Origin of the sequence: Methylobacterium sp. DB0501 (assembly GCF_011043735.1) — a bacterium.
In the GTDB taxonomy this organism is placed as follows: domain Bacteria; phylum Pseudomonadota; class Alphaproteobacteria; order Rhizobiales; family Beijerinckiaceae; genus Methylobacterium; species Methylobacterium alsaeris.
Genome location: NZ_JAAKGV010000087.1, coordinates 1 through 1003 on the forward strand (window position 1 = coordinate 1; position 1003 = coordinate 1003).

At 66.3% G+C, this 1003-nt stretch carries 1 protein-coding gene; it reads right to left on the reverse strand.

Annotated elements, in window-relative coordinates:
- Position 1 precedes the first annotated feature (1 nt).
- The coding region (gene tuf, locus G4G93_RS35435) for an elongation factor Tu (protein WP_165091976.1) at positions 2 to 1003 on the reverse strand (1002 nt) is incomplete at its 5' end.

Consider the following 1003-nt stretch of genomic DNA (forward strand, 5'->3'; position numbering starts at 1 on the left):
CTTACTCGGTGATGGAGGCGACGACGCCGGCGCCGACGGTGCGGCCGCCCTCGCGGATGGCGAAGCGCAGCTTCTCCTCCATCGCCACCGGCACGATCAGCGTCACGTCCATCGTCACGTTGTCGCCCGGCATCACCATCTCGGTGCCCTCGGGCAGCTGGCACACCCCCGTCACGTCCGTCGTCCGGAAGTAGAACTGCGGACGGTAGTTGGTGAAGAACGGCGTGTGGCGCCCGCCCTCCTCCTTCGTCAGGATGTACGCCTCGGCCTTGAACTTCGTGTGCGGCTTCACCGAACCCGGCTTGCACACAACCTGCCCACGCTCCACGTCCTCGCGCTTCGTGCCACGCAGGAGAACGCCGACGTTGTCGCCCGCCTGACCCTGGTCCAGAAGCTTGCGGAACATCTCGACGCCCGTCACCGTCGTCGTCGTCGTCGCCCGGATGCCGACGATCTCCACCGTCTCACCCACCTTGATGATCCCGCGCTCAACCCGGCCCGTCACCACCGTGCCGCGACCCGAAATCGAGAACACGTCCTCGATCGGCATCAGGAACGGAAGGTCGATCGGACGCTCCGGCTGCGGGATGTACGCGTCCACCGTCTTCATCAGCTCGAGGATCGCCTCGTGGCCGATCTTCGGCTCGCGGTTCTCCAGCGCGCACAACGCCGAGCCCTTGGTGATCGGGATGTCGTCGCCCGGGAAGTCGTACTTCGACAGAAGCTCGCGCACCTCGAGCTCGACCAGATCCAGAAGCTCCGGATCGTCGACCATGTCGACCTTGTTCATGAACACCACCAGCGCAGGAACGCCGACCTGGCGCGCCAGCAGGATGTGCTCGCGGGTCTGCGGCATCGGGCCGTCGGCCGCCGACACCACCAGGATCGCGCCGTCCATCTGCGCCGCCCCGGTGATCATGTTCTTCACGTAGTCGGCGTGCCCGGGGCAGTCGACGTGCGCGTAGTGACGGTTCGACGTCTCGTACTCGACGTGCGCCGTCGA